2 protein-coding genes are annotated in these 2450 nt (G+C 35.6%); both read left to right on the top strand.

What is annotated here, in order from left to right:
- Positions 1-355: 355 nt before the first annotated feature.
- Positions 356-1309, top strand: a complete 954-nt coding sequence (locus AFK68_RS01755; RefSeq protein WP_094671147.1) for a metal ABC transporter solute-binding protein, Zn/Mn family — start codon at positions 356-358, stop codon at positions 1307-1309.
- Positions 1310-1431: 122 nt separating this feature from the next.
- A complete protein-coding gene (locus AFK68_RS01750; protein WP_246843933.1) occupies positions 1432-2220 on the top strand; it encodes a metal ABC transporter ATP-binding protein in 789 nt (262 codons plus the stop codon).
- Positions 2221-2450 lie beyond the last annotated feature (230 nt).

The following is a 2450-nucleotide window of genomic DNA, read 5'->3' as shown; positions in this document are numbered from 1 at the left end:
TCGTTCAATATTTAGCATTCTTCTGGCCAATTTCTGCTTGAACCATTTTACCTTATTTCCCAACAACTCTATTATAAGAAACCGAGTTGATGGGAGATAGATGTCAGTATGGTAAAGCATCTCATACCAATCTGGTTTCTATACTTTATAGCGCTACGCAAATAGGTTAGGACATTTCTAAATCCTGTTTGCGCAGCATGACCTAGGAAAACCCTTTTACAGTCTGCTGTTCCCTGTTCCCTTTTCCCTGTTCCCTAGCGCGTAGCGCTATAATTGAAATTTTGCCTTTCTATGGCTTTTTTTTTGTTATGATTTATATTAGAATGATAACCATTCTCATAATAGGTCAAAACGAATGTTCAGAAAATTTCAATGGGTCGGTAGTTCATTATTAGGAGTAGCAGCACTTATCACGACTGCTTCTCTAGGAAACGTTAGCAGTGTAGCTCAAAATACAGGTGGAACTAAGATAGTTGCAACTTTCTTGCCTATATATATGTTTACGAAAGGAGTCACCGGAGAAAATGGAGAAGTAGAACTTTTAATTCCTCCCGGAACAGATCCCCACGAATATCAGGCAACACCGCAAAATGCTCGTACTATTGCAGCAGCAGATGTATTAGTCAAAAATGGTTTGGGTTTTGAAGAATTTTTAGAGAAATTAGTTGATTCTGCTGGTAACTCTCAACTACAAGAAATTGATGCTAGTCAAAATATTGAACCTATAGAAGAAAAGGAGGATGACCACGACGACCATGATCACGACCATGACCACCACCACCACCACCACCACAGTCACGAAGAGGGAAACCCTCATGTTTGGTTAGACCCAGTTTTAGCACAACAACAAGTCAAAAATATTCGGGATGGTTTAATTAAAGCTGACCCTAATAATACAGCTACTTATCAGTCAAATGCTAATGTTTATTTGCAAAAATTACAGCAACTTGACCAAGAATTTAAAACTCGTTTAGCTCCTTTTCAAGGATGTAAATTTATTGCTTTTCACGATGCTTATCCCTATCTGGCAAAACGCTATAATTTACAACAAATGGCAATAGTAGAATTGCCAGAAGATAATATTACACCTAGAGATATTAAAAGAGTAATAGATACAGCTAAAAAATATCAAGTCAAAAGTTTACTTGCGGAAGTAGGATACAATGATAGTCGAGTGGAGCAAATTGCTAAAGATAATGGGTTACAAGTCAAAGCATTAGACCCCCTTGAAAGTGGTTCGTCAGACCCAGAACATTATTTTAAAGCGATGAGAAATAATCTCAAAATTTTAGAGGAAGCTTGTAAATAAAGTAATATTGCAAAGAAACCGGGTTTGTCCGATAAAAAAGAAACCCGGTTTTTATGAGAAATCAGAAACCCGGTTTCTTGAAGAAACCGGGTTTCTAGGTTCCCCTATGAAATGAGAAATAATTGAAAAAGTTTGGAGGAAGTTTGTCCGTGAATGTAGTAGAAATAAAGAAAAAATTCCCTGTAGTTGATGTACAAAACCTGACAGTAGTAAGAGGCAAATATAAAGCAGTAGAATCTGTATCATTTAAAGTTTTTCCTGGCAGTAATACGGCAATAATTGGAGCTAATGGCGCGGGAAAAAGTACATTAATTCAAGCAATATTAGGTTTAATTCCTTATGAGTCTGGTGATATAGAAATTCTTGGTAAACAAATAAAAGATTTAGGAAAATATTGGCATCAAGTTGGTTATATTCCCCAGAAGTTAATTTTTGACCGAAGTTTTCCATTAACTGTAGCTGAATTAGTTGGTTTGGGTTTGCCTCAAAGCAGTTTTATGAAGTCGCGGGAAAAAGTTATTTCTGTGGAAAAAGCTTTGCTAAAAGTTAAGTTACAAAATCATCGTAAACAACGAATAGGAAGTTTAAGTGGAGGGGAGTTAAAACGGGTTTTATTAGCATATTGTTTAGTGCAACCTCGACAGTTATTAATATTAGATGAAGTTATGGCTGGTATAGATGCAACAGGAGAAGCAGAATTTTCTGAATTATTGACAAATTTACAGACAGAAAATGGTTTTTCTATTCTTCAGGTTTCCCACGATTTAGATATGGTGAGTCGTTATTGCGACCAGGTTATTTGTATTAATCGTCGTATATTATGTCATGGTAAACCTAGTGTTACTTTGAATGAGAATAATTTGAGTGAGATTTATGGAGAAGGTTTTACTAGATATTTTCATCATCATTAGAAGGAAGAAGGAAGAAGGAAGAAGGAAGAAGGAAGAAGGAAGAGGGAAGAAGGAAGAAGGAAGAAATCAAGTCGATGAGTCTATATATCAATACAATTCAGTTAAGGTTTTTTTTTGCAGTTATGTAATTTAAAGAGTTACTAATCATAGTTTCATACCTTATCATTAGAAGGAAGAAGGAAGAGGGAAGAAGGAAGAAGGAAGAAATCAAGTCGATGAGTCTATATATG

Source organism: Hydrocoleum sp. CS-953, assembly GCF_002260545.1.
In the GTDB taxonomy this organism is placed as follows: domain Bacteria; phylum Cyanobacteriota; class Cyanobacteriia; order Cyanobacteriales; family Microcoleaceae; genus Trichodesmium.
Note: the sequence above shows the minus strand (reverse complement) of the source record. Positions and strands in the feature narration are given on the sequence as shown.